The sequence below is a fragment of the Cyanobium sp. PCC 7001 genome (genome assembly GCF_000155635.1).
Classification (GTDB): Bacteria; Cyanobacteriota; Cyanobacteriia; order PCC-6307; family Cyanobiaceae; genus NIES-981.
Genome location: NZ_DS990556.1, coordinates 795064 through 819570 on the forward strand (window position 1 = coordinate 795064; position 24507 = coordinate 819570).

General features: G+C 70.0%; 26 protein-coding genes. 13 read left to right on the forward strand and 13 right to left on the reverse strand.

From position 1 onward, the window contains the following. Positions 1 to 4 precede the first annotated feature (4 nt). Positions 5 to 382, forward strand: coding sequence for a Crp/Fnr family transcriptional regulator (locus CPCC7001_RS03880; protein WP_006911382.1), 378 nt, complete (start codon positions 5 to 7; stop codon positions 380 to 382). 12 nt (positions 383 to 394) lie between these two features. On the opposite strand, the gene CPCC7001_RS03885 is transcribed toward CPCC7001_RS03880, so the two are convergent. From CPCC7001_RS03885 to pyrH, 3 genes are read right to left on the reverse strand one after another with little or no spacing between them, the layout of a single operon-like run. Further along, the gene (locus CPCC7001_RS03885; protein WP_006909087.1) at positions 395 to 1552 is read right to left on the reverse strand and encodes an NAD(P)/FAD-dependent oxidoreductase; all 1158 of its coding nucleotides are present in this window, start codon (positions 1550 to 1552) and stop codon (positions 395 to 397) included. A 10-nt stretch (positions 1553 to 1562) separates the two neighbouring features. Further along, entirely contained in the window at positions 1563 to 2102 is a 540-nt protein-coding gene (gene frr / locus CPCC7001_RS03890) for a ribosome recycling factor (protein ID WP_006909093.1), read from the reverse strand. Between the two features lie 54 nt (positions 2103 to 2156). Beyond that, positions 2157 to 2867, reverse strand: a complete 711-nt coding sequence (gene pyrH / locus CPCC7001_RS03895; RefSeq protein WP_043369487.1) for a UMP kinase — start codon at positions 2865 to 2867, stop codon at positions 2157 to 2159. Between the two features lie 125 nt (positions 2868 to 2992). On the opposite strand from pyrH, the gene CPCC7001_RS03900 reads away from it, so the two are divergent. Further along, positions 2993 to 3184 (forward strand): hypothetical protein, encoded by a 192-nt coding sequence (locus CPCC7001_RS03900; RefSeq protein ID WP_006910143.1) that lies wholly within the window; start codon positions 2993 to 2995, stop codon positions 3182 to 3184. A 37-nt stretch (positions 3185 to 3221) separates the two neighbouring features. Here CPCC7001_RS03900 and cobO read toward each other — a convergent pair whose 3' ends face one another. After that, entirely contained in the window at positions 3222 to 3887 is a 666-nt protein-coding gene (gene cobO / locus CPCC7001_RS03905; RefSeq protein ID WP_006911114.1) for a cob(I)yrinic acid a,c-diamide adenosyltransferase, read from the reverse strand. An 18-nt stretch (positions 3888 to 3905) separates the two neighbouring features. Further along, positions 3906 to 5135, reverse strand: coding sequence for a site-specific integrase (locus tag CPCC7001_RS03910; RefSeq protein ID WP_369699357.1), 1230 nt, complete (start codon positions 5133 to 5135; stop codon positions 3906 to 3908). A 105-nt stretch (positions 5136 to 5240) separates the two neighbouring features. Here CPCC7001_RS03910 and hemH point away from each other — a divergent pair, with 105 nt between their 5' ends. The 5 genes from hemH (at position 5241) to CPCC7001_RS03935 (ending at position 9606) form a co-directional block, all read left to right on the forward strand. Next, the gene (gene hemH / locus CPCC7001_RS03915; protein WP_043369489.1) at positions 5241 to 6416 is read left to right on the forward strand and encodes a ferrochelatase; all 1176 of its coding nucleotides are present in this window, start codon (positions 5241 to 5243) and stop codon (positions 6414 to 6416) included. A gap of 16 nt (positions 6417 to 6432) precedes the next feature. Beyond that, a complete protein-coding gene (locus tag CPCC7001_RS03920) occupies positions 6433 to 6990 on the forward strand; it encodes a M23 family metallopeptidase (RefSeq protein WP_006909241.1) in 558 nt (185 codons plus the stop codon). A 176-nt stretch (positions 6991 to 7166) separates the two neighbouring features. After that, a complete protein-coding gene (gene ilvB, locus CPCC7001_RS03925) occupies positions 7167 to 8960 on the forward strand; it encodes a biosynthetic-type acetolactate synthase large subunit (RefSeq protein WP_043369490.1) in 1794 nt (597 codons plus the stop codon). Between the two features lie 26 nt (positions 8961 to 8986). Continuing rightward, positions 8987 to 9373, forward strand: a complete 387-nt coding sequence (locus tag CPCC7001_RS03930) for a hypothetical protein (protein WP_006909575.1) — start codon at positions 8987 to 8989, stop codon at positions 9371 to 9373. Continuing rightward, positions 9370 to 9606 (forward strand): GIVxVP protein, encoded by a 237-nt coding sequence (locus CPCC7001_RS03935; RefSeq protein ID WP_006909653.1) that lies wholly within the window; start codon positions 9370 to 9372, stop codon positions 9604 to 9606. Before CPCC7001_RS03930 ends, CPCC7001_RS03935 begins: the two co-directional genes overlap by 4 nt. Before the next feature lie 31 nt (positions 9607 to 9637). Here CPCC7001_RS03935 and CPCC7001_RS03940 read toward each other — a convergent pair whose 3' ends face one another. Next, the gene (locus CPCC7001_RS03940; protein WP_006910849.1) at positions 9638 to 10120 is read right to left on the reverse strand and encodes a hypothetical protein; all 483 of its coding nucleotides are present in this window, start codon (positions 10118 to 10120) and stop codon (positions 9638 to 9640) included. Positions 10121 to 10254: 134 nt separating this feature from the next. Here CPCC7001_RS03940 and ppsA point away from each other — a divergent pair, with 134 nt between their 5' ends. Further along, the gene (gene ppsA / locus CPCC7001_RS03945; protein ID WP_006909150.1) at positions 10255 to 12741 is read left to right on the forward strand and encodes a phosphoenolpyruvate synthase; all 2487 of its coding nucleotides are present in this window, start codon (positions 10255 to 10257) and stop codon (positions 12739 to 12741) included. Between the two features lie 21 nt (positions 12742 to 12762). Here ppsA and CPCC7001_RS03950 read toward each other — a convergent pair whose 3' ends face one another. Genes CPCC7001_RS03950 through CPCC7001_RS15475 form a run of 3 tightly spaced genes read right to left on the reverse strand, consistent with a single transcriptional unit; the run spans position 12763 to position 14659 of the window. After that, positions 12763 to 13683, reverse strand: a complete 921-nt coding sequence (locus CPCC7001_RS03950; protein ID WP_006909693.1) for a mechanosensitive ion channel family protein — start codon at positions 13681 to 13683, stop codon at positions 12763 to 12765. A 19-nt stretch (positions 13684 to 13702) separates the two neighbouring features. Then, positions 13703 to 14458, reverse strand: coding sequence for an MBL fold metallo-hydrolase (locus tag CPCC7001_RS03955; protein ID WP_006909164.1), 756 nt, complete (start codon positions 14456 to 14458; stop codon positions 13703 to 13705). 60 nt (positions 14459 to 14518) lie between these two features. Continuing rightward, positions 14519 to 14659: a hypothetical protein gene (locus tag CPCC7001_RS15475; protein ID WP_006909737.1), complete on the reverse strand. Its 141-nt coding sequence runs from the start codon at positions 14657 to 14659 to the stop codon at positions 14519 to 14521. A gap of 136 nt (positions 14660 to 14795) precedes the next feature. Between CPCC7001_RS15475 and CPCC7001_RS03960 the strand changes: the two genes are divergently transcribed. Next, a complete protein-coding gene (locus tag CPCC7001_RS03960) occupies positions 14796 to 16532 on the forward strand; it encodes an NAD(P)/FAD-dependent oxidoreductase (RefSeq protein ID WP_006911330.1) in 1737 nt (578 codons plus the stop codon). Here the strand turns inward: CPCC7001_RS03960 and CPCC7001_RS03965 are convergent. Then, a complete protein-coding gene (locus CPCC7001_RS03965) occupies positions 16471 to 16833 on the reverse strand; it encodes an AbrB family transcriptional regulator (RefSeq protein WP_043369494.1) in 363 nt (120 codons plus the stop codon). The two genes, CPCC7001_RS03960 and CPCC7001_RS03965, sit on opposite strands and share 62 nt — an antisense overlap. Before the next feature lie 69 nt (positions 16834 to 16902). Here CPCC7001_RS03965 and CPCC7001_RS03970 point away from each other — a divergent pair, with 69 nt between their 5' ends. Continuing rightward, positions 16903 to 18567 carry an FAD-binding domain-containing protein gene (locus CPCC7001_RS03970; protein ID WP_006910762.1) on the forward strand — a complete coding sequence of 555 codons (1665 nt, stop codon included), beginning with the start codon at positions 16903 to 16905 and terminating at the stop codon, positions 18565 to 18567. Between the two features lie 19 nt (positions 18568 to 18586). On the opposite strand, the gene pgeF is transcribed toward CPCC7001_RS03970, so the two are convergent. From pgeF to CPCC7001_RS03985, 3 genes are read right to left on the reverse strand one after another with little or no spacing between them, the layout of a single operon-like run. Beyond that, on the reverse strand, positions 18587 to 19396 hold the full coding sequence (pgeF, locus tag CPCC7001_RS03975) for a peptidoglycan editing factor PgeF (RefSeq protein WP_006910771.1): 810 nt from the start codon (positions 19394 to 19396) through the stop codon (positions 18587 to 18589). Further along, a complete protein-coding gene (locus CPCC7001_RS03980) occupies positions 19389 to 20318 on the reverse strand; it encodes a Tab2/Atab2 family RNA-binding protein (RefSeq protein ID WP_083782570.1) in 930 nt (309 codons plus the stop codon). The genes pgeF and CPCC7001_RS03980 overlap by 8 nt, the downstream gene beginning before the upstream one ends. Then, positions 20315 to 21559 (reverse strand): S1 RNA-binding domain-containing protein, encoded by a 1245-nt coding sequence (locus CPCC7001_RS03985; protein ID WP_043369496.1) that lies wholly within the window; start codon positions 21557 to 21559, stop codon positions 20315 to 20317. Before CPCC7001_RS03985 ends, CPCC7001_RS03980 begins: the two co-directional genes overlap by 4 nt. A gap of 93 nt (positions 21560 to 21652) precedes the next feature. Here CPCC7001_RS03985 and CPCC7001_RS03990 point away from each other — a divergent pair, with 93 nt between their 5' ends. The 3 genes from CPCC7001_RS03990 to CPCC7001_RS04000 all read left to right on the forward strand — a co-directional run bounded on the left by CPCC7001_RS03990 (position 21653) and on the right by CPCC7001_RS04000 (position 24462). Next, positions 21653 to 22540, forward strand: coding sequence for a creatininase family protein (locus CPCC7001_RS03990; RefSeq protein ID WP_006909546.1), 888 nt, complete (start codon positions 21653 to 21655; stop codon positions 22538 to 22540). Between the two features lie 62 nt (positions 22541 to 22602). Next, positions 22603 to 23352 (forward strand): aldehyde oxygenase (deformylating), encoded by a 750-nt coding sequence (locus CPCC7001_RS03995; RefSeq protein ID WP_006911732.1) that lies wholly within the window; start codon positions 22603 to 22605, stop codon positions 23350 to 23352. Between the two features lie 60 nt (positions 23353 to 23412). Further along, complete coding sequence (locus CPCC7001_RS04000) at positions 23413 to 24462, forward strand: long-chain acyl-[acyl-carrier-protein] reductase (protein ID WP_006910260.1); 1050 nt, start codon at positions 23413 to 23415, stop codon at positions 24460 to 24462. Positions 24463 to 24507: the final 45 nt, after the last annotated feature.

Sequence of the window (24507 nt, forward strand, 5' to 3'; positions counted from 1 at the left end):
CGCCGTGAACGCCCTCCACACGATGCGCGCCCTCGCCAGCACCGGCGAGGTGATCAGCGTTGAGCCCGGCACGCTGATCTTCGGCTCCGGCGAACCCGGCGACTGCATGTTCGGCCTGCTGGAGGGACGGGTGGAGCTCACCTGGAACGGTGAGCAGGGCCACGAACAGATCAACGCCGGCGATGTGTTCGGAGCCGGAGCCCTGGTGACCAGCGAGCACCGCCGCTACGGCAACGCCCGTGCCCTCACCCCCTGCAAACTGCTGGTGATGAACCGCGAGAAATTCCTGTTCGCCGTGCAGGAATCACCGATGTTCGCGATCGAACTGCTGGGGTCGATCGACAAGCGGCTGCGCCAGCTGAAGGACTGCACCCGCATCTGAACCCGGGCCGCCTCAGCTGCGTTGCAGCAGCAGCCGCTTGATCACCCGCTGGGCGATGTCGCCATAGCCCATCTCACCGGAGAGGATCTGGGCGATCCGGCGCGGGGCCGTGGGGCGCTTGATGCCGAGCTGGTAGCCCACCCGCGGCAGCCGGTAGAACACTTGGGCGATCCGGCGACCCCACGCCATCGAGTCACCCCACACCTGGCGCATCCGGGTGGAGTAGGCCGCCAGGGCCTCGGGGTCGCCGGCGAGCCAGCGATCCAACGCCGCTGCGGCCTCGCAACCGCTCAGCAGCGCCGGCCGCAAACCCTCGGCCAGAAAGGGGTCGCACAACGAGGCCGCGTCCCCGGCCACCAGCAGGCCCGGCCCATGCAGGGGGTGATGGCCATCCCAGAGCCGCAACCGCCCCCGGGTGCGCACCCCGGCCTCGGGGGCGAACCCCAGGGTGGGCAGCAGCTGGGCGAGCACGGCGTCGTCATCCACCAGGCCTTCGCGGCCCACGAAACTGCCCAGACCGATGCTGTAGCCGCCCTTCCGGGGAAAGGCCCAGCAGAAGCCATGGCGCACCAGGCCGAAGTCGAACCGGGCCGCGGCGGGATCCTGCACCGGCCCCTCCAGCTCCACCGAGACGGTGGCGGCGAAGCGGGGCTGGCGCGGACCCAGGCCCAGCGGTGCCGCCAGGCTCGAGCCGGAGCCATCGGCCAGCACCACCCCCCGCGTCTCGAGGCTGACCTCCACACCGCCGGGTTCCCGCACCGCCAGGAGCCAGCCGGTGGCTGAGGGCTCCAGCCCTTCCACCACCATGCCGCAGGCCAGTCGGGCGCCGACGCAGCGGGCCTGCTCGATCAGGAAGGCATCGAGCCGGGAGCGCCGCACGATCCAGAAGGGTGCCTCGCCAGGCAGTTCCGCCAGCACCGGGTCCTCCAGGGCCCAGGTGAAGCGCACCCGCTCGATCACCGTGTCCACCGCCGGACGCAGGTCGAAGGGAAACCAGCGCTGCACCGAAGCGGCCATGCCGCCGCCGCAGGGCTTGGTCCGGGGAAAGGTGGCCCGTTCCAGCACCAGCACCTCGTGACCCAGCCGGGCGAGGTGATACGCGGCGGCGGCACCGGCGGCACCGGAGCCGATCACCACCACCTCGGGCCTGCAGCCCGCCAGGGTGCTCACGCTGATCCGCTCACACCTTGAGGATCTCGGCTTCCTTCTCCTTCAGGTGCTTCTCCAGTTCCTCGATGAACTTGTCGGTGAGCTTCTGCACCTTGTCCTGCTCGTCGCGGCTCTGGTCCTCGGAGAGCTCGCCGTCCTTCTCCTGCTTCTTGATGCGGTCGATGCCGTCGCGGCGGTTGTTGCGCAGGGCCACCTTGCCCTCCTCCGCATACTTGGCGGCGATCTTGCAGAGCTCCTTGCGCCGGTCCTCGGTGAGGGGGGGGATGTTGATGCGGATCACCCGGCCGTCGTTGTTGCAGGTGAGGCCCAGGTCGCTCATGGCGATGGCCTTCTCGATCAGCCCCATGGCGCCGGTGTCGAAGGGCTGGATCTGGATGGTCTGGGAATCGGGGGTGGAGAGGCTGGCGAGCGACTTGAGGGGCGTTTCGGCGCCGTAGTACTCCACCGAGATCTTGTCGAGCAGGGAGGGGTTGGCCCGGCCGGTCCGGATGGTGTTGAAGTTGCGCAGGGCGGCGTCCACCGATTTGCGCATGCTGGCTTCGAGATCCATGGCGATGGCTTGAGGGCTGATGCGGGAAGTCTGAGGGAGCGGGGGTGTGGCCCCTCAGGAGGGGTGGATGCGGGTGCCGATCGGTTCGCCCGCCACGGCCCGGCCGATGTTGCCGGCCCCGAACAGATCAAACACCACGATCGGGATGGCGTTGTCCTTGCAGAGGGCGATGGCCGCCGCGTCCATCACCTCCAGCTCACCGCTCAGCACCTCCAGGAAGGAGAGGCTCTCGTAGCGCCGGGCGTCGGCATGCTTGGCCGGGTCCTTGTCGTAGACCCCGTCCACCTTGGTGGCCTTGAACACCACATCGGCACCGATCTCGGCGGCCCGCAGGGCGGCGGTGGTGTCGGTGGTGAAGAAGGGATTGCCGGTGCCGGCGGCGAAGATCACCACCCGCCCCTTCTCCATGTGGCGGATGGCCTTGCGCCGGATGTAGGGCTCCGCCACCTCCTGCATGGAGATGGCGCTCTGCACACGGGTGGGCACTCCGGCCCGCTCGAGCCCGTCCTGCAGCGTGATGGCGTTCATCACGGTGGCCAGCATGCCCACGTAGTCGGCGGTGGCCCGGTCCATGCCGGCGGCACTGCCCTTGAGGCCGCGGAAGATGTTGCCGCCGCCCACCACGATCGCCAGCTGGGTGCCGTCGGCCACGCAGGCCGCCACATCGGCCGCGATCGCCTGCACGATCGCCGGATCGATGCCGTAGCCCTGCTCTCCCATCAGCGCCTCGCCGCTGAGCTTGAGGAGCACGCGCTGATAACCCATCGGCACCACGGATTTGCCGCACCGTAGCAATGGCCAGGACTGGAATCCCGCCGTGGTCAGCTGGCTTGTCGCGGCCGGCCGGGGGCGCTTCACTGCTTCCAACTCCACCGCCGAGGCCCCTGCCCATGGCCGCCGATCCCACGCCATCCACGGTGAGGAGCTGCGGGGTGATGGCCCGCCTCACCCTCTCCGCCCTGGAGCGGGCCAGCACGGACACCACCATCTGGCGGGAACCCGCCGTGCATCACGCCCTGCTGATCAGTGGCCTCTCGGTGCTGGTCAGTGGGCTGGCCCAGCTGCAGCACGACCTGGGCTGAACCCCGCCGGCCCCAGCTGCCGAGGCCACCTGCCGGTTCAGTACTCGATCCCGGCCTGGGCCTTCACCCCCTGCTCCCGGAACGGGTGACGCACCAGGGTCATCTCGGTCACCAGGTCCGCCCGCTCCAGCAGGCCTGCGGGAGCGCCGCGGCCGGTGAGGGCCACGTGGGTGAGGGGCGGCCGCAGACTCAGCCCCTCCAGCACCTGCTCGAGCTCCAGATAGCCCAGCTTGAGGGCCACATTCACCTCGTCGAGCACCACGAGCTGACGGCTGGCATCCGCGAGGTAGGCGCAGGAGCGCTCCCAGGCCAGCTGCACCAGGGCCCGATCGCGCTCCCGGTCCTGGGTTTCCCAGGTGAAACCCTCGCCGAGAGCATGCCAGTGGAGCGCTTCGCCGAACACCTCCAGCGCCCTGGCCTCGCCGGGATGCCAGCCCCCCTTGATGAACTGCACCACCGCCACCTGGCCGCCATGGCCGAGGGTGCGCAGCACCAGCCCCAGGGCCGCGGTGGTCTTGCCCTTGCCGTTGCCGGTGAACACCAGCACCAGCCCCTTCTCCAGGCTGCGTTCCCCCACCCGCTGCTGCTGCACCTCCTTGCGGCGGGCCATGCGGCGCCGGTAGGCCTCCTGATCGCGCTCCGGAGCGAGGTCACCCCCGGGCCCCAGCTCCTGGGCGATCTGATCGAGGGTGGTGTCGCTCATACGCGCCGGCCAGGGGACTCAGGCTGCATCCTGACCGGCCAGGCCCCCCTGACGGGCCAGGGCCGCGTCCACCGCCTGCTGCTGGTCGCGGCGGGTGATCCAGTGGTGGTAGGTGCGGGTGTGGATCGCCACCGAGTGGCCCATCATCCGCGCCGCCACCGTGTCGGGCAGGCCGATGTGGATCGTGCGCACCGCCCAGGCATGGCGCAGGTCATAGGGGGTGATCGGCAGGTCGTAGCGACGGAACTGCTCCGCCACCCGGCGCCCCACCTGCTGCAGGGTGGTGCGGCGCAGGTCGGTGCACACCGGGGGCAGGGCCGCGGGATCGGCTCCGAGCCGCTCCAGGCCGAAACGCTCCACCCAGTGGGGCTGGAACGGCCACACCTGGTGCTCACCGGTCTTGCTGGTGGGCAGCACCCTGATCACCCGGTCACCACCGGGCGCCAGGGGCGAGAGATCACTGAAGAAGGCCTCGTGGTTGCGGAGGCCGTAGCAGGCGATCAGGCCATACACCAACCGCCAGCCGGGGTTGGGCACCTGGTCCACCAGCTCCAGGATCTGGTGGTCGCTCGGCAGCTGGCGGAAGCGGGCCACATGCAGGCCGTAGCCGGCGGCCCTCTCGGTCCAGTCGGAAGGCAGCTCCAGCCCCACCTGCCGCGCCAGCGCCGCCAGGGCCGTGCCGCATTGCTGGCGGCTGCGGCTGCCCGGGGCATAGCTCTCCAGGGTCTGGAGCAGCAGGGCCGGATCCAGCGGGCGGTTCTGCCCGCCCCCCAGGTCAGTGAGGCGGCGCAGGTAGGGCCTGTAGGCGGCCGTCCAGGTGGTGCGGCTGCCGGCCGGGTTGCGGCGGCGGCGTGGATCGCTGAAGAAGGCCTGCTCGAAGGCCGACACCGCGGCCTCCAGACCACCGGCCAGGGGCGCCTCCTCCCCGGACGTGCCGGGGGGAGCATCCGGGGAGGAGGCGCTCCAGAGCGCCCAGGCAAAGGTGTCGAGCTCGAGCTGGCGCTGCACCTCCCGCAGCCTGGCGAGGGCCTCGGCCACCGCCTCGACCGTGGCCGGCAGGCCCAGGGAGAGCCGCTGCACCCGCCGCCTGCCGCTGCCGCTGCGACAGGGCAGGGGCCCGCGCAGGCCGATGCGGCCGCCGCGGCGCTCGAGCCGCAGGCCCAGGCCGGCCAGGGACAGCCGCGCGTTGTGCTGGCGGATCAGCCCGTCGACAGCTGCCGTGGCAGCGGCGGTGGCAGACGTGGAAATGGCCGGCGTTCGGATGGCCAGACCCTATCGATGCCCACCGGGCACCGCTAGCCCCAGGCCTGCAGCGTTACGCTCACGCCCATGACGGTGAAGGGATCCGAGAGCATGGCCAAGGTTGGCGTGCTGCTGCTGAACCTCGGGGGCCCCGAGCGGATCCAGGATGTCGGCCCGTTCCTCTACAACCTCTTCTCCGATCCGGAGATCATCCGGCTGCCCAATCCCGCCCTGCAGAAGCCGCTGGCCTGGCTGATCAGCAGCCTCAGGGCCGGCAAGTCCCAGGAGGCCTACCGCTCCATCGGAGGGGGGTCCCCCTTGCGCCGCATCACCGAACAGCAGGCCCGGGAACTGCAGAGCACCCTGCGGCAGCGGGGCATCGAAGCCACCAGCTACGTGGCGATGCGCTACTGGCATCCCTTCACCGAGTCCGCCGTGGCGGACATCAAGGCGGATGAGGTGGACGAGGTGGTGGTGCTTCCCCTCTATCCCCACTTCTCGATCAGCACCAGCGGCTCCAGCTTCCGGGAGCTGCAGCGTCTGCGGCAGGCCGATCCGGCCTTCCGGCGCCTGCCGATCCGCTGCATCCGCAGTTACTACGACGATCCGGGCTACATCGCGGCGATGGCCGAGCTGATCGCCAGGGAGATCCGGGCCTGTCCGGATCCCAGCCAGGCCCACGTGTTCTTCAGCGCCCACGGCGTGCCCAAGAGCTATGTGGAGGAGGCGGGCGACCCCTACCAGAAGGAGATCGAGGCCTGCGCCGGACTGATCATGCAGAAGCTCGAGGCCGACCTCGGCCACGCCAATCCCTTCACCCTCGCCTATCAGAGTCGGGTGGGGCCGGTGGAGTGGCTGCGGCCCTACACCGACGAAGCGCTCCATGCCCTGGGGGAGGAGGGGGTGAAGGATCTGGTGGTGGTGCCGATCAGCTTCGTGAGCGAACACATCGAAACCCTTGAAGAGATCGACATCGAATACCGGGAGATCGCCACGGAGGCGGGCATCACGAACTTCCGTCGCGTGCCGGCCCTGGACACCAGCCCCTCCTTCATCTCCGGCCTGGCCAACCTCGTACAGCACGCGCTGGAAGGCCCGGAGGTGAACCTGGACCAGGCGGCGTCCCTGCCCACCAAGGTGAAGCTCTATCCCCAGGACAAGTGGGCCTGGGGCTGGAACAACAGCTCCGAGGTGTGGAACGGCCGCCTCGCCATGGTGGGCTTCTCGGCCTTCCTGCTGGAGCTGCTGAGTGGAAAGGGCCCGTTGCATGCGCTGGGACTGCTCTGAACCGCTGCGGCGGTCCGTGCGGCTGGTGGCCCTCGGTCTGGCCCTGGCGAGCGCTCTGGCCCCGGCCCTGCCGGCACGGGCCAGCAGCTGGCGGTTCGGTGCCTTCCCGGTGGCCAGCTTCGCCGGCTACACCAGTGCCTTCGGCATGCGCGTGCATCCCCTCCGGGGCGACGTGCGCCCCCACTACGGCCTGGACATCGCCGCCCCACTCGGCTCACCGGTGCGCAACTGGTGGGCCGGCGTCGTGCAGGAGGTCATCAACGACGGCGGTTGCGGCGTGGGCCTGGTGATCCGCTCGGGCGCCTACGAGCACATCTACTGCCACCTCTCGGGGATCGGCCAGGGCGGGGTGTACCGCAGCGGATCCGTGCAGCTGCGATTGGGCCAGCCGGTGCGCACCGGCCAGGTGATCGCCCACGTGGGACTGAGCGGCAGCACCACCGGCCCCCATCTGCATTGGGGCCTGCGCCACGATGGCCGCTGGATCGATCCGGCCAAGGTGCTGCGGGCGATGGCACGGGCCAGGCAAGCCCCAAATGCGGTACCAAGACCTAGGGTTGCTGGTGTTCGATAGATGGCCCGCGTGCCAGGCCTGCTGGAGCCGTGACGCTTACGCCCCTCACCTCTGCGGTCGAGACCGCACCGACGGCCCCGGCCGGAGAGGCCGCCAGCGAGTCGTGCGGTTCTGCTGAGGCGCCACGCGAGACGCCACGTGAGGCGCCACGGCGGGTGTCCGGCGGCTACGCCCTGATGGACGCCTTGCACCGCCACGGCGTGACCCACATCTTCGGCTACCCCGGTGGGGCGATCCTGCCGATCTACGACGAGCTGCACAAGGCGGAGAGCCGGGGCTGGCTCAAGCACATCCTGGTGCGGCATGAGCAGGGCGGCAGCCACGCGGCTGACGCCTACGCCCGCGCCACGGGCCGGGTGGGCGTGTGCTTCGGCACCTCGGGGCCCGGGGCCACCAACCTGGTGACGGGCATCGCCACCGCCCACATGGATTCGGTGCCCATGGTGGTGATCACGGGCCAGGTGCCCCGGGCGGCGATCGGCACTGATGCCTTCCAGGAAACGGACATCTTCGGCATCACCCTGCCGATCGTGAAGCACTCCTGGGTGGTGCGCGATCCCCGCGACATCGGTCGCATCGTGGCCGAAGCCTTCGTGATCGCCGCCACGGGCCGCCCGGGCCCGGTGCTGATCGATGTGCCGAAGGACGTGGGCATCGAGGAGTTCGACTACGTGCCGGTGGAGCCCGGCAGCGCCATCCCCGCCGGTTTCCGCCTGCCCCCCGAGCCCGAGGCTGAACGCATCCAGGCGGCCCTGGAGCTGATCCGCGACGCCCGCCGTCCGCTGCTCTACGTGGGCGGCGGTGCGATCAGCAGCGGCGCCCACGAGCAGGTGCGGCAGCTGGCCGAGCTGTTCCAGATTCCGGTCACCACCACCTTGATGGGCAAGGGGGCCTTCGATGAAACCCACCCCCTCGCGGTGGGCATGCTGGGCATGCACGGCACGGCGTACGCCAATTTCGCCGTCACCGAGTGTGATCTGCTGATCGCCGCCGGTGCCCGCTTCGACGACCGCGTCACCGGCCGGCTCGACGGTTTCGCGCCCCGGGCCCAGGTGGTGCACATCGACATCGATGCCGCCGAGGTGGGCAAGACGCGGATCCCCGAGGTGGCCGTGGTGAGCGATGTGCGCCTGGCCCTCGACGCCCTGCTCACTGCCGCCCAGAGCATGGCCGCCAACCAGGACAGCGCCATCCAGCAGGGCCGGACCGCCCCCTGGCTGGAGCGCATCGCCAGCTGGAAGCGGCACTATCCGCTCGTCACCCCCACCCCGGAAGGAGAGATCGCGCCCCAGGAGGTGGTGATCGCCCTGCAGGAGCTGGCCCCGAAGGCCTACTACACCACCGATGTGGGCCAGCACCAGATGTGGGCCGCCCAGTACCTGCACAACGCTCCGCGCCACTGGGTGAGCAGCGCCGGGCTGGGCACCATGGGCTTCGGCCTGCCGGCGGCGATGGGGGTGCAGACGGCCTTCCCCGACGAGCAGGTGATCTGTGTGGCGGGCGATGCCTCGATCCTGATGAACATCCAGGAGCTCGGCACCCTGGCCCAGTACGCGCTGCCGGTGAAGGTGGTGGTGCTGAACAACGGCTGGCAGGGCATGGTGCGCCAGTGGCAGGAGAGCTTCTACGACGAGCGCTATTCCGCCTCCGAGATGACCGGCGGCATGCCCGATTTCGAAGCCCTCGCCGAGGCCTTCGGCGTGCGGGGCGTGCTGATCACCGAGCGGTCGCGGCTGCGGGAGCAACTGGCCGAAGCCCTGGCCCACCCCGGGCCCGCCTTCATCGATGTGAAGGTGCGCCGCAACGAGAACTGCTACCCGATGGTGCCTCCGGGCGCCAGCAATGCCCAGATGGTGGGCCTGCCCACCCACCCCGAACTCGCGATCGACACCACCCGGCAATGCAACAGCTGCGGCTCCAGCACGGCCAGCGACCACCGCTTCTGCCCCAGCTGCGGCGCCAAGCTCTGAATCCCCTGCTTCGCAAAGGTCTGGGGGTGATCCTGGCGCTGGCCCTGGCTGCCACCGCCCTGTTCAGCCAGGCCGGTGCCGCCGCGGCCGCCGAGCTGCTGCACGTGCGGGGCAACGGGCAGCTGCAGATCGGTGACGGAAACCGCAGCTACACGGTGGGGCTGGCCTGCATCCAGATCGCGCCGGAGCAGCGCCCGGAGGCCGTGGCCTGGCTGCGCCAGGAGCTGCCGCGCCGCAGCAAGGTGAACCTGCGCCCCTTCGGCAGTGAGGCCGGCATCCTGATGGCCAGCGTCACCCGACTGCCGCGGGAGCGGGCCGGGATTGACGGGCTGGATCTGGGCCAGGGCCTGGTGGCGGCGGGATTGGCGACTCCCGCCTCAGGCCACATGAGCAGCTGCGCGCCGTTCGGATGAGCTTGAACCGCACCGCCAAGGGCATCGTTCTGGTGCCGACGCTCCTGCTGGGAGCCGCGTTTCTGGCGGCTGCAGTGTGGGGCCAGGGGGCTGCCGAAGAGAACCGGTCCCTGGCCTTGGGTCTCGGCAGCGCCCTGATGGCGGCGGGCCTGCTGGCGCAATGGCTGCCGGAATCAGATCCCGAGCTGGCAGATCAAGAGCAAACAGGACCCAACCAGCAGGATCAGGGCTGAGGCCGCCTGCTAGCAGGCGGCCCCCAAGGCCTCACTTGTTGCCCCCGACAGCTTTGGAGTACTCGCTCAGCACCTCGTCGATGAACTTCTTGTCAGTGGCACCAAGGCGGTTGTAGCAGCCCTGGCGCACCCGTCCCACCACCTGGATGATGGTGCCGTTGGCGATCTGCTCGGGCTGCAGCTTGCCGGCATTGGCCACCTGGCCCCCATAGCGGTTCGTCACCACGTAGGTGATCGCCTTGGCATTGGAGAGCACCGCCTTCTCCATGGGCACCTTCGATTCCACGACCATCTCGCACACGTTCACGGCCGCGGCCAGGGCCATGTCGTTCATCAGCTCCATGGAGGCCGGCTTGGCGGCAGCGGCCGCCTGGGCGCGGGCAGGCAACCCCGCGCCAGGGGTGGCGCCGAGGCCCACAGCCAGTGTCGTGGCGAGGGCTGAAACGGCAGTGGTGGTGACGACAACGGAGACCCGAGCCTTGGCGGTGAGGCAGGCCTGAAGGGAGCGGAACACGAAAACCGTGGGTGGGGCGGTTGGATTGGGACCACTGTGGCACCCGGAAACGGGCACACCCAGTCTTTCGGGCCATTCACAGTCGGAGCGCAGAGTGTCCATCGGGTGCAGATTCAGGGAAGCGCCCCCTGGCCATGGCTTTCCCTGACGCATTGGTGCTGCCCCTGGCGGCGGTGGATCTGCAGGCCCTGCCCCAGGTGGGCGGCAAGAACGCCTCCCTCGGTGAGATGATCCAGGCCCTGGCCGCCGCCGGGGTGCAGGTGCCGGGCGGGTTTGCGGCCACCGCCAGCGCCTACCGCCATTTCCTGGCCGCCAACGCCCTCGAGGCGCCGCTGCACGGGATCCTCGACGGCCTGGATGCGAGCGACCTGGCCGCGCTGAAGTCGGCCGGGGCCGCAGCCCGGTCCCTGCTGCTGGCGGCCCCCCTACCGCCCGATCTCGAAGAGGCCCTGCTGGCCAGCTACCGCGAGCTCAGCCCAGCGGCGCCGGCGGGTGCCTCCCCCGATCCGATCGCGGTGGCCGTGCGCTCCAGCGCCACCGCCGAAGACCTGCCGGATGCCTCGTTCGCCGGCCAGCAGGAGACCTACCTCAACGTGCGGGGCGAGCGGGCGCTGCTGGCCGCCTGCCGCCGCTGCTACGCCTCCCTGTTCACCGATCGGGCCATCTCCTACCGCCAGATCAACGGCTTCGATCACTTCGAGGTGGCCCTCTCGATCGGGGTGCAGCGGATGGTGCGCTCCGATCTGGCCGCCTCGGGGGTGATGTTCAGCATCGACACCGAGACCGGCTTCCGCGACGCCGTGCTGCTCACCGCCGCCTACGGGCTCGGGGAGACGGTGGTGCAGGGGGCGGTGAATCCCGACGAATACCTGATCTTCAAACCCACCCTGGAGCAGGGTTTCGCGCCGATCGTGCAGCGGCGCTGCGGCAGCAAGGCGATCCGGATGGTCTACGCCGACGCCCCGGCCCCGGCCGATGGCGGAGCCGCCGGCTGGGTCCATGAACCGGGCCAGGCCAGCACCCGCATCCTGCCCGTGCCGGAGGAGGAGCGGCGGCGGTTCGCCATCAGCGACGCCGAGGCCCTGCAGCTGGCCCGCTGGGCCTGCGCCATCGAGCGGCACTACAGCCAGCGGCGGGGAACCCCCACACCGATGGACATCGAGTGGGCCAAGGACGGCAGCACCGGCGAGCTGTTCATCCTCCAGGCCCGGCCCGAAACGGTGGAGTCCCGGCGCAGCGGCACGGTGCTGCGGCGCTGGTCCCTGGCTCCCCACAGCGCGGAACTGCTCAGCCGCGGCCGGGCCATCGGTGCCTCGGTGAGCAGCGGCCCGGCCCGGCTGATCCGTGATCCCGGTGAGATCAACCGCTTCCGCCAGGGGGACCTGCTGGTGACCGAGCGCACCGACCCCGACTGGGAGCCGATCCTCAAACGGGCCAGCGGGGTGATCACCAACCAGGGCGGCCGCACCTGCCACGCCGCGATCATCGCCCGCGAGATGGGGATCACGGCGATCGTGGGCACGGGCGACGCCACCCAGCGGATCCCCGATGGCGAGCTGATCACGGCCAGCTGCTGCGAGGGGGATGAGGGCAAGGTGTACCGCGGCGCGCTGCCGTTCACGGTGGAGGAGCAGGACCTGGGCGACCTCCCGGCCACCCGCACCAGGATCCTGATGAACGTGGGCAACCCGGAGGAGGCCTTCAAGCTCGCCGCCATCCCCTGCGACGGCGTGGGGCTGGCCCGGCTGGAGTTCATCATCGCCAACCACATCAAGGTGCACCCCCTGGCCCTGCTGCAGCCGGAGGAGGTGGCGGAGGCGGCCGAGCGGCAGGCGATCGCCGAGCTCACCGCCAGCTACGCGCAGCCCACCGACTACTACGTGGACCTGCTGGCCCAGGGCATGGGCCGGATCGCGGCCGCGTTCCACCCACGGCCAGTGATCCTGCGCTTCTCCGATTTCAAGAGCAACGAGTACGCCCGCCTGCTGGGGGGAGGGGTGTTCGAGCCCAGTGAGGAGAACCCGATGCTGGGCTGGCGTGGGGCCTCCCGCTACTACGCCCCGGCCTTCCGCGAGGCCTTCGGGCTCGAGTGCCAGGCGCTGCGGCGGGTGCGCGAGCGGATGGGCCTGGACAACGTGATTCCGATGGTGCCGTTCTGCCGCACCCCGGAGGAAGGGGAGCGGGTGCTGGCGGAAATGGCCCGCCACGGGCTCGAACGGGGCCGCAACGGGCTGGAGGTGTATGTGATGTGCGAGCTGCCCAGCAACGTGATCGCCGCCGAGGCCTTCGCAGAGCGCTTCGATGGCTTCTCGATCGGCTCCAACGACCTCACCCAGCTGACGCTCGGGCTGGATCGCGATTCGGCCCTGGTGGCCGACCTCTTCGATGAGCGCCAGGCGGCGGTGAAGACCATGATCCAGATGGCGATCCGCACCGCCCGCCGCTGCGGCCGCAAGATCGGCATCTGCGGCCAGGCCCCCAGTGACCACCCCGACTTCGCCGCTTTCCTCGTGGCCGAGGGCATCGACTCGATCAGCCTCAATCCCGATGCCGTGCTGCAGACGCGCCTCTCGGTGGCCGCCATCGAGGCGGAGCTGCAGCAGCAGGAGCAGCAGGGCTGACGGCGCCCCGGCTGCAGCGGCTCAGGGGCGATCCAGGCGCACCTGCAGGGGCGGCGCCTGCACCAGGTGGACCGTGGCGGAGGCGATCTGCACCCTGTCGCCCGCCGCCTCGAAGGCCTCCAGGATCCGTTGGTAGAGGTGGTCTTTCGTGGAGCGGCGGGTCTTGACGTCCACCACGTAGCGGAGGGTGAACTCCATCCAGTTGTCGGTGAGCACCAGGGTCACCTGGGGTTCCACCCCGGCATTCTCCAGCAGGTACTTCTGCAGCATCTGGCGCCAGGCCGAACGCACCGTGTCCGTGAACTGCTCGGAGGCGATTTCGGCGCCGATGTCCTCGAGGATGCGGCGGGCCAGGCGATGGTCACCGCCGTACTGCACGGGAATACGCAGCTCATCCCAGAGAAAGGGGAAATCGCCTGAGTAGTTGAACACCGGCTCCTTGAACACGAAGCTGTTGGCGATCCGCACGATGCGGCCGCTGTAGAGGTCCGAATTCACCCATTCCCCGAGCTCCATCAAGGTGGTTCGCAGAATGCCGATGTCGATCACGTCGCCCTTGATCCCGCCGAGCTGAACCCGATCCCCCGGGGTGTAGAACCCGCCGAAGGAGATCGCGATCCACCCCGCCACGCTGCCGATCACCTCCTGCAGGGCGAAGGCGATGCCCGCACCCGCCACCCCGATCGCCACGGTGAGACCGCCGAGGCGGTCCTTGAAGATCACCGTGATGCCCACCAGGGCCAGGAAATAGCCGCTCAGGGCCACCAGCTTGCGGGCGTAGTAGCGCGTGTCGTTGTCGCGCAGATAGCGGGTGAGAGAAGCCTGGCTGATCCGGATCAGCAGGGTGACCGCGAGCAGCACAAGACCCGCCGCCATGAACTTGGCCACCAGCGGATCACTGGTCCAGGCGGGGGCCGTGGCGGGGGAAGGGGAAGCGGCCATGGGATGGGTTCGCTGGATGTCAGCCGGCCCCGGCGAGCTGGTAGGGCTCGCCGGGAACCGGATCGATGAGGCGATGGGGACCAACCCCGGCCGACAGGAGCGCTGCCTCCTCGGCACTTCCCTGCTGCCACAGGGCCCGGGTGAGCAGCCCCTCGAAGCGCACATCCCCGCCGGCGGTGCTGGCCAGCACGGTGGAGGGCCGGAAGCGCTCCAGCAGCGACGGCAGCACCTGACGGCCCCGCACGAACGGACCGGCCAGGGGCAGGCCCAGATCCACCACGGGGGTGATCACCGCATCCAGCGGCTCGGCGGGGAGGCTGGGGTCGAGAAAGCCATGGGGCTCGAGGTAGAGGCTGCCCGCCGGGTGGTCGAGGCGGTAGCCGTTCTCCACCTGGGGCACGGGCGCGCCGGCGGTGGCCCGGATCCCGAGATCGCCCAGGCTGTGGCTCTCGCCTGGTGCCAGGGCGGTGACGTGCTGGAATCCCAGCTGACGGACGCGGCGGGCAGCCGTCGGCGAGGCCACCACCGGCAGATCGCGATCCAGCAGCTCCAGACTGGGGGGATGGCAGTGGTCGGCCAGGCCCTGGGTGAGCAGCAGCAGGTCGAGCCCTTCCGGAACGGGCCAGGGGCGGGGCAGCTGGCCCCGGAAGAACCAGGGGCCCGGGGGAAACTCCAGGGCGCCGGTGAGCCACGGATCCACCAGCACGCTCAGCTGGTCGAACTGCAGCAGCCAGCCGTTCGCTCCGTAATAGGTGGCCTGCAACCCGAGCGGCATGGGAAGGGCAAACGCAGAGAACCGGACGGGCAGCCGGCTGGGGCCCCGCCCGCCAAGACCCTAGAGCGGTTGCAGCCGCAGCGGCCGCGCGGGAGGAGCCACCATGGCGCCCAGTTGCCACAGCTGCACGGCATGGGCCCCGCAGCGCAGCACCGACAGCACCGCAAGGGCGACGCAGAGGGGGCAGTGGGCGAGTCCCATGAAGACGTGGCGGGCGACGGATCGGGAGTGCTGAGGAGGACTCCTGCCCTCCCACCATGGCGACACCGGGGAGCCGGCGACACGATTGCAACGGAACCGCCGCGATCTACAACGGAGGCACCGGACCGGACCTCACGTGCTGCGGCTGAGTGAACTGAAGCTGCCGCTGGACCACAGCGAGGCGGATCTGGCCGCGGCCATCTGCCGGCGGTTGCGCATCGCCCCCCAGCAGCTGCAGCGGCACCAGCTGGTGAAGCGCAGCGTCGATGCCCGCCGAGGCCAGCCGATCCGCCTGGTCTACAGCCTCGATCTGGTGCTGGAGCTCTCGCCGGGGGAGGAGCAGCGGCTGCTGCGGCGCTTCAGCGGCGATCCGCATCTGCGGCCCAGTCCGGACACCACCTACCGCTTCGTGGTGCCGCCGGCGCCGACAGCCGAGATCGCGCAGCGGGTGGTGGTGGTGGGAGCGGGGCCGTGCGGCTACTTCGCCGCCCTGCTGCTGGCCCAGATGGGGCTGCGGCCGCTGCTGCTGGAGCGCGGTCAGCCCGTGAAGCGCCGCACCGCCGACACCTTCGGGTTCTGGAAGGGGCAGCTCCCCTTCAACCCCGAATCCAACGCCCAGTTCGGCGAGGGCGGTGCCGGCACCTTCTCCGACGGCAAGCTCTACAGCCAGGTGAGTGAGCCGAAGCGCTACGTGCGCAAGGTGCTGGAGGAACTGGTGGCGGCCGGGGCCAGTCCCGACATCCTCACCCTGCATCGCCCCCACATCGGCACCTTCAAGCTGGCCACGGTGGTGCGCGGGCTGCGCCGCCGCATCGAGGAGCTCGGCGGCGCGGTGTGGTTCGAGAGCCGGGTGGATGCGTTGATCTGCCGACCCGACGACCGGCGGGTGGAGACGGTGGTGCTGGCCGACGGGCGCCGCATCGCCGTGCAGCAGGTGGTGCTGGCCGTGGGCCACAGCGCCCGTGACACCTTCGCCATGGTGCAGCGGGCGGGGGTGGCCCTGGAGGCCAAACCCTTCGCCGTGGGCCTGCGGATCGAGCACCCCCAGCCCCTGATCGACCGGGCCCGCTGGGGGGAGGCCGCCGGGCACCCGCGCCTGGGGCCGGCCGAGTACAAGCTGGTGCACCACTGCAAGGCGCCCGCCCTGGAGGGTCGCAGCGTGTACAGCTTCTGCATGTGCCCCGGTGGGCTGGTGGTGGGCGCCACCTCCGAGCCTGGGGCCGTGGTGACCAACGGCATGAGCCAGCACTCCCGCAACGAGCGCAACGCCAACAGCGCCCTGGTGGTGCCGGTGGGTCTGGACGATGTGAAGCCCTTCGGCCGGGGGCCGGATGACCCCCTGGCCGGGGTGGCCTTCCAGCGCCACTGGGAAGCCCGGGCCTTCGCCGCCGGTGGTGGCGACTTCCAGGCCCCGGCCCAGCGGGTGGGGGACTTTCTGGCGGGGAAGCCGGTCGCGGACCTGCCCCTCCCCAGCGACGGCGTGCGGCCCTCTTACCAGCCGGGTGTGCGCTGGGCGGACCTGGGGACATGCCTGCCCCCTGCTGTGGTGGAGGCCATCCGGGAGGCTCTGCCCGCGTTCGCCCGCCGGATTCCGGGCTTCGCCATGCCGGAGGCCCTGCTCACCGGCGTCGAGACCCGCACCTCCTCACCCCTGCGGATGCCGCGGCACCCCACCAGCCTGGAGAGCGTCAACACGCCGGGGCTCTATCCGGGTGGGGAAGGAGCCGGCTATGCCGGTGGCATCCTCTCGGCGGCGATCGACGGCATCAAGCTGGCGGAACAGGTGGCGCTGGCCCAGCAGGCGGATCGGCTCAGTCCTCCTCGTCCTCCGAACCGAGGGGAACCAGACGGATCTGCTTGCGGCCGAGCTTGATCTCGAACTCATCGCCGGGCTCCAGCCCGAGCTGGGCGGTGTAGGCCCGGCCCACCATCAGGTTGCCGTTGAACTGCACCTTGGTGGAATAGCTGAGCTTGCGACCCCCTTTGGCGCTGGCGGGGGAGCTGCCGAAATCCACACCTTTGGCGCTGAGCAGGGCCTCATAGAACGCCGTGAAATTCAGCCGTTCCGAGCCGTCTTTCTTCGTGGAAACATAGCCACAGGCCCTGACAAGATCCGATTTGCCAACGTCGCCAAGCTCCTTGACTTTATTGAGAAGATCGGTTCCGGTCAGCATCATCATTTGCGTGCACTGCTCACATTATTGCCTTTCGCCTGCACCTTTCGCAAGGTCGGCTACTGAATCATGAGGCTGCAGGTTGTCTGGTTCAGACGCGATCTTCGCCTAGGAGATCATCCTGCGCTGCATCAGGCCGCATCAGAAGGTGCGGTTCTGCCGCTGTTCATCCTGGATCCGGCACTGTTGCAGCACCCGGAAACCGGTGTGGCCCGGGTCGGGGTCCTGCTCGACAATCTCGCGGCTCTGGACCACGAGCTGAAACAGCTGGCGTCGAGGCTGCTGGTGCGCTGGGGTGAACCGGCGGCCTGCCTGCTCTCGGTGGTGAAGGCCTACCGCGCCGATGCCGTGCTGGCGCACGTGGACAGCGAGCGCATCGTCGGCCGGGTGCGGGATGCCCGGGTGCAAGGACAGCTGCAGCAGGCCGGGGTGCCCCTGCGCTGGATCGAACCGCCGGGCGGGCTGGAGGAGCTGGTGCCCTATCCCGCCTACCGCAGGTTCTGGCATGGGGTGATGGCGGCCGAACCGCTGCCGGCACCAGGTCGCCTGCTCACGCCGCCGCCGGCGGCGGGGGAGTCCACCGCGGCCGCCGTGCCCAGCCTGGAGGCGCTCGGGATGGTGGACGACGGCAAGCCCCGCCCTCCGGGTGGCAGCGCGGCGGCCCTGCAGCGCCTGCAGGCCTTCTGCCGGCAGGAGGTGTCGTCCCGCTACTACTGGCAGCTGAGCTATCCGGCGGCCCGGGCCAGTTCGGGCATCAGTCCCTATCTCAAGTTCGGTGTGCTCAGCCATCGCCAGTGCCTGCGCGCGATCGCTCCACTGCGCCGCGGGGACGCCGGACGGCAGCGCAGCTGGCGCCAGCTGGTGAGCCGCCTGCGCTGGGGTGCGGGCATGGCCCAGCGCTTTCGCTACCTGCCCCAGCTGGAGCTGGAACCGCTCTGGCGCTGCCATCGCGACGATGCCGTTCTCAGGGACACCCAGGAGGAGATGTACCTGCGCTGGCAGGAGGGGCGCACCGGTTTTCCGATCGTGGATGCGGTGTCCCGCTGCCTGCTGGCCACCGGGGGCTGGCGCGACCTCAACTTCCGCAGCCGTGCCATCCACGCCAGCTTCCTCACCAACCTCTGCGGCATCGACTGGCGCTATGGCGCGCTCCACTACATGCGCCACCTGCTGGACGGGGACTGCCCGATTGATCACTACCAGTGGGCGATGCAGGCGGGCGTGACGGCCGGAGGCACTGGGGCATGGACGCGGATCTACCACCCCGGCCAGGTGGCAGTGAACCGCTGCGACCCCCATGGGGTGTTCATCCGCCGCTGGCTGCCCGAACTGGCGGAACTCACCAACGACCAGCTGGGCCTGCCTCCGGCCATGGCGGCCTACCCGCCGCCGATGCTCGACTACGAAACGGCCCGGCGAGATCGGCTCCGGAGCCTGGAAGCGCGCCGCCAGGGGTGGACCCGCGGCAGCTTCAGCCCGATGCCGGACGACCTCACACCCTTCGGAGCGGAGCGGTTCAGCGTTGCCGAAACGGCCTGGTGCCAGGGCAGCAGCCATGACCACACCCTGCTGCCCGGACCTCTCGACCTCGCCAGCCTGGATGCGGCGGAACGGCGAGCCCTGGAGAGCTGGTTCGTGATGGGCCGGCCGAACCCGTCCACATCCGGCACCGGCCGCAGCCGCAGCCATCACAACAGCGCCGCTCGGCAGCTCAGCCTGTTCGGCCCGGACTGAAGCCAGGCGGCTCGGCCTCTCAGGCCTGGGACACGATGCCGCTCCACTGCACGGCCTTCACCTGGTCGCGGCGCCAGGAGTGGAACAGCTCCGGCTCGTCGGCCGTGCAGAGCGGACACACGGCGATCTGGTCGGGGGCGAGCCCGAGGCGCTGCAGCTGGGCGCTGGTGGCCGCCCGGATGTCCATCCGATCGCGTCCTGGCTCGGGGTCCTGCAGCAGCCCCCCGCCGCCGCGCAGCAGATCCAGGGCCTCCTCGGGGTCGCTGAGACCGGGATCGAGGCTGAGGGCCACCTGCTGGCTCACCTCCCGCAGCACCTGGTAGCGCTGGCCGGCGATGGCCGGGCCGAGGGCAACGCGCAGATCCTCGAGGCTGCTGCCGGCCTGCAGCAGCAGCTCCAGGGCCGCCGGCACGATCCGGCCGGCCACGCCGCGCCAGCCCGCATGGCACGCCGCCACTCGCCCTGACCCCACATCGGCCAACAGCACCGGTGTGCAGTCCGCCCCGCACACCCACAGGCTCTGGGCGCCGGTTTCACTGGCGAGGCCGTCAGCCTCGGGCCAGGGTTCAGCGGCGGCCTCGCTGGCCGGCAGCACGAGGGCTCCGTGCACCTGCCGGGCCCGGTGCACGCTGACGCCGGCACTCACATAGCCCGCCAGCACCCCCGGCGGCCGGCCCTGCCACTGGCGGGTGAAGAAGCCATGTTCGAAGCCGTCGAGCAGCTCGCACTGCAGGTAGTAGCCCCCGTAGCAACCCACCCAGGTCCAACCGGGGAGACTGTTGAAGCCGGCGTCGGGGCGATCGAACGGTGCCGCAACCCCCTCAGCCATCGGGGAGATCCCGCAGCATCCAGAACCCCTCGAACCGCTGATCGCTCTCGCGGGCCTGCACGGCGATGAACTGCAGGCCGCCGGCCCGAAGCCGCGCCTCGGCAAAGGCCTGGCGGGCCGCGTCGGCTTCCGGCTCGGGCAGGGTGGCCAGCAACCAGCGATCCTCGAGGCCCGCCTCCAGCACCAGCTGGCGGTCCACCATCTCCAGGCGCACCGGCTCCAGGCCCGCCAACCAGCCGGCCAGAGCCAGGGCACGGCTGGCGCTGAACAGGCGCAGACCGGGCACGGCAGCCTCAGGATCAGCGTCCTCCGGCAGGGGAACGAGCCCGGCGAATCCGGTGTCCCACTCCTTCGCACCGGCCAGAGCGGCCACGGGAAGGCTGGCCCAGGCCCAGCTGTCGCCGCGGGCGGCCTCGGGCAGCGGCACCGGCACCGGCCGGATCGCCTGGGGCGGCGGAGCCAGGGGGCCGGCCATGAAGCCATCCTCCTGGGGATACACCTCCCGTTCGCGCTGCTGCAGCCAGCTCACCAGGGCGTAGGTGCGGCGGCTGGGAATGAGCTCCAGACCCAGACCCTCGGCGGCCCGCTGCACCATCGTGCGCATGGAGGCGCGCCAGCAGCGCAGCCGCCGAGGCGGTGCGAAGCCGGCTGCGGCCGCCTGCTCCTGAGCCAGCTGCAACGACTCCCGCAGCCAGATGGAATTCACACTCGAGGCGGGGCAGGCCCGCACCCAGCGAAAGCTCTCGGCGATGGGACGGCCCTCCTCGCCCACCCCCGGGGTGGAGCAGATCAACAGCTCCCAGCGCTTCTTGCCGTCGGAATCAAGGATCGGCCTGGAGTAGAAATCGAGTTCCCAGTCGGGACCCACGCCCTGAATCGCGCCGGTCACCGCGGCGCGCCCCCCCTCACGCACATCCGTCATCCGGCGTTCTGCTCCTGCTGCCGCAGCACCGACCGGGCCCGGTTGGCCCGGTCGGCGGCCTCGGCCATCACCCGCTCCTTCTCCACCAGCAGTTCACCGGGCTGGCCTTCGAGCAGGGCCGTGTTGAGGGCGATGCGGCCCCGGCCGGGGTCGAGATCGGTGATCAGGGCAGACAGGCGTTCCCCCTGGCTGAAGGCCTCCCGCAGATCCCGCAGCTCGGCGCCGGTGACGCAGCTGTGGTGGAGCAGGCCACTGATGCCGCCGAGATCCACGAAAAAGCCGTAGGGCTTGATCGAGGCCACCACGCCCTCCACCAGCTGCCCCACCTCCAGTTCCGCAAAACGGGCTGCCGTGGCGGCGCGTTTCTCGGAGAGCACGAGCTTGCGGGTCTCGGGGTTCACCTCCAGAAAGGTGACGCCGAGGGTCTTGCCCACCAGGGCCTCATGGTTCTCACCCTCCTGCAGCTGGGAGCGGGGGATGAAGCCCCGCAGGCCCTCCAGGTCGCAGGTGACGCCGCCCCGGTTGAAGCCGTTCACCTTCACCTGCACCACCTTCCCCTCCTTCTCGAGGACACGCACCTTCTCCCAGCTCTGGCGCAGGGCGAGGGCCCGGGCACTCACGGTCACCATGCCGTCGGCGTTCTGCTCCCGGGTGACCAGCACCTCCACCTGGGTGCCCTTGGGGAAGCGCTCCTTGAGGTTGGTGATCACGCCGAGGCCGGCTTCCTTCTTGGGCATGAAGCCCGGGGCCTTGCCGCCGATGTCCACGTACACCCCGTCGCTCTCCAGGCCGATCACCTCGCCGGTGACCACCCCCCCGGTGCTGCCCACAAAATCCTGTTCATCGAGGGCGGCCAGGAAGGCCTGCTCATCGAAATCGAAATCGTCCACGCTGCGGCTCACCCCCTGGCTGGGGGGGGAAGCAGGACGCTTGCGAACCCCCTGGCCGCCATCGGGCCCGAGCAGATCAGCCATGGTGAGGCCCTCCATGGCCCCCATGTCGAAGAGCTCGGCGTCGCTGCGGGGCTGCTGGGACCTGGGGGCGGCAGGAGGCCTGGGAGCGTCCGGTGCTGCGGCGGAGGTCTCGGACTCCGCCGCAGCAGGGGGGGCCTCCGGCTCGTCCTTCTTGATCATCAGCACCTGGGGTGGCTTGCGCTGGGGCGGGCCGGCCGGAGGACGCGGCGTTCCTGGCGGGTTGGGCCGGGTGGACGGGGCTGGCGGTTGATTGCCGGATCCGGCCATCTGCAGTGCTGCTGACAGCACCACACTGTAGGGATCGGATTCTTCATTGACCGACCCACCCCAGCACCGCCCCGCGGCGGTGATCGCTCCGCCATGCCGCCCCAGCCCTTGAGCCGGCCCTTTCCCGGGCCCCACCGGGACCTGATGGCCCTGCCCTGGCCCCAGGTGCAGGCCGCCGCCGAACAGCCCGGCAGCACCGTGATCTGGCCCTGGGGTGCCCTGGAGCAGCACGGCCCCCAGCTGCCGCTGGGCACCGATGCCCTCTTCGCCGACCGGGTCGTGAACGCGGTGCTGGAGCGCCTGCCGCAGGAGCGGCCCATCTGGCGGCTGCCGTTGCAGAGCCTCGGCTTCTCGCCGGAGCACCAGGGGTTCTGCGGCACCCTCAGCCTCAGCGCCGCTCAGGTGATCGACCTGGTGATGGCGGTGGGAAGCCAGCTGGCCGGGGCGGGCTTCAGCCGGCTGCTGCTGCTCAATGCCCACGGCGGGCAGATCGGCCTGCTCCAGGCCGCCGCCCGCCAGCTGCGGGCCTCGGCTCCCCAGATGGCGGTGCTGCCCTGCTTTCTGTGGAGCGGGCCCGAAGGCGTAGCGGACCTGCTGCCGGCATCCGAACGGGCGCACGGTCTTCATGCCGCCCTGGCGGAGACGAGCCTGATGCTGCACCTGGCTGCGGAGATGGTGCTGCCGGAGCGGCCATGCGACGGACTGGCCGGGCCAGCCCCACCTGAGGGCTGGAGCCTGGAGGGCGCCGCCCCCTGTGCCTGGCTCAGCTCCGACCTCAGCCGCAGCGGCGTGATCGGCGACAGCACGGCGGCGAGCGCCGAGCTGGGGGCCAGGTTGTTCGAGCGGCTGGTGGACGGCTGGGTGCGGCGCTGCGACAGCCTGCTGACCAGCACCTGGCCGCCCACCGGCCTCTCCACGCAGCAGCGCTTGAGGCAGCACCGGTTCACGCAGCACCGTTCTGACACCGCATCCGAGGCCTGAGCCGGGCCCGCCTCGGTCAGAGGTGGTTACAGTCTGCCCACTGGTTCACGTTCCGAAGTCCTATGGCGTCTGTTGCTCACCCTGCTGTCGCCGTACAGCCCGCCACCAAGCCCGCCGACACCGCAGCAGAGCGGGGCGATGGACTGCCCGACTTCTCCAGCGACACCTACAAGGACGCCTACAGCCGCATCAACGCGATCGTGATCGAGGGCGAGCAGGAAGCCCACGACAACTACATCGCCCTCGGCACCCTGATTCCCGACCAGGCCGACGAGCTGGCGAAGCTGGCCCGCATGGAGCTGAAGCACATGAAGGGGTTCACGGCCTGCGCCAACAATCTCGGGGTGACGGCGGACATGCCGTTCGCCAAGGAGTTCTTCGCCCCGCTGCACGGCAACTTCCAGAGGGCCCTGGCCGAAGGCAAGGTGACCACCTGCCTGCTGATCCAGGCCATCCTGATCGAGGCCTTCGCCATCTCGGCGTACCACATCTATATCCCCGTGGCCGACCCCTTCGCCCGGCGGATCACCGAGGGCGTGGTGAAGGACGAATACACCCACCTCAACTACGGCCAGGAGTGGCTGAAGGCCAATCTGGCCGACGTGCGCGAGGAGCTCGAGCAGGCCAACCGGGAGAACCTGCCGCTGGTGCGCAAGATGCTCGAGCAGGTGGCCGGCGACGCCGCCGTTCTGCAGATGGACAAGGAGGATCTGATGGCCGATTTCCTCAGCTCCTACCAGGAGGCCCTGATGGACATCGGCTTCACGGGCCGTGAAATCGCCAAGCTGGCGGCGGCGGCTCTGGTGGGCTGACGGGCCGCCCCAGGCGAGCGTGGGAGGATGTAGCGTCCGCGACATCCTCTTGCATCCCGCATGTTCGGCCTGATCGGTCACTCGACCAGTTTTGAGGAGGCCCGGGCCAAGGCCCGGTCCCTCGGCTTCGACGAGTACGCCGACGGTGACCTCGACATGTGGTGCGCTGCCCCTCCCCAGTTGGTGGAGAAGGTGACGGTCACCAGCCGCACCGGCAAGACCATAGAGGGGGCCTACATCGATTCGGTGTTCGTGCCGGAGATGTTGCGCCGTTTCAAGACGGCCAAGCGCAAGGTGCTCAAGGCCATGGAGCTGGCCCAGCGCTCGGGCATCGACATCACCGCCCTGGGCGGTTTCACCTCGATCATCTTCGAGGACATGAACCTGCTGCGGGAGGAGCGGGTGAGCGCCGTGCAGCTGAACTGGGAGCGGTTCACCACCGGCAACACCCACACCGCCTGGGTGATCTGCCAGCAGGTCGAGCGCAACGCCTCTTCGCTGGGCATCGACCTGGCCAGCGCCAAGGTGGCTGTGGTGGGTGCCTCCGGCGACATCGGCAGCGCGGTCTGCCGCTGGCTGCAGCGCCGCGGGGTCGGTGAGCTGCTGCTCGTGGCGCGGCGGCCTCAACCCCTGGTGGACCTGCAGGAGAGCCTGGGGGAGGGCAGGATCCTGGACCTGGAGGCGGCTCTCCCCGAAGCCGATGTGGTGGTGTGGGTGGCCAGCCTGCCCCAGAGCCTTCAGATCGACACGGCCAGCCTCAAAAGGCCCTGCCTGATGATTGATGGCGGCTATCCGAAGAACCTGGACGCCAAGGCAGCCGCCGAGGGGGTCCACGTGCTCAAGGGCGGCATCGTGGAGTTCTGGCAGGACATCGGCTGGCAGATGATGGAAGTGGCCGAGATGGCCGTGCCCCAGCGTCAGATGTTCGCCTGCTTCGCCGAGGCCATGCTGCTGGATTTCGAAGACCTGCACACCAACTTCAGCTGGGGCCGCAACAACATCACCCTCGCGGCGATGGACCGGATCGGCGAGGCTTCCCTGCGCCATGGCTTTGAGGCCCTGGGTCTGCAGCATGCCGGCGCCGTCTCCCCAGCCCTTGCCGCTGCCTGAGCCTCACGCCTGAGCCCCTCAGGTTTCCCTGTCCCCGACGCATCG